General features: G+C 34.0%; 1 protein-coding gene. It reads left to right on the forward strand.

What is annotated here, in order from left to right:
• Positions 1 to 151 precede the first annotated feature (151 nt).
• A partial coding sequence (locus GUI70_RS25490) for an NTP transferase domain-containing protein (RefSeq protein ID WP_161884546.1) occupies positions 152 to 324 on the forward strand: 173 nt, incomplete at its 3' end.

Consider the following 324-nt stretch of genomic DNA (forward strand, 5'->3'; position numbering starts at 1 on the left):
AAAATACATTTTTATAAAAAATTATCACACTATTGTGACAACTGCCTTTGGCTTAATAAAAGAGGAAAGTGAGCAATAGGTTGGGCTTATGTGCGGGCATAGGTCAGTAATGTATAAATGGAAATGATGTAATGACAGAATGGAGGACAACATGATTTATGCAGGTATTTTAGCAGGAGGTATTGGTTCGAGAATGGGGAACGTGCCATTACCAAAACAATTTTTAGATATTGATAATAAACCGATTTTAATTCATACAATTGAGAAGTTCATTTTAGTGAGTGAATTTAATGAGATTATTATCGCAACGCCAGCACAGTGGAT

This window comes from Deinococcus alpinitundrae, assembly GCF_009982895.1.
Taxonomy (GTDB): Bacteria; Deinococcota; Deinococci; order Deinococcales; family Deinococcaceae; genus Deinococcus; species Deinococcus alpinitundrae.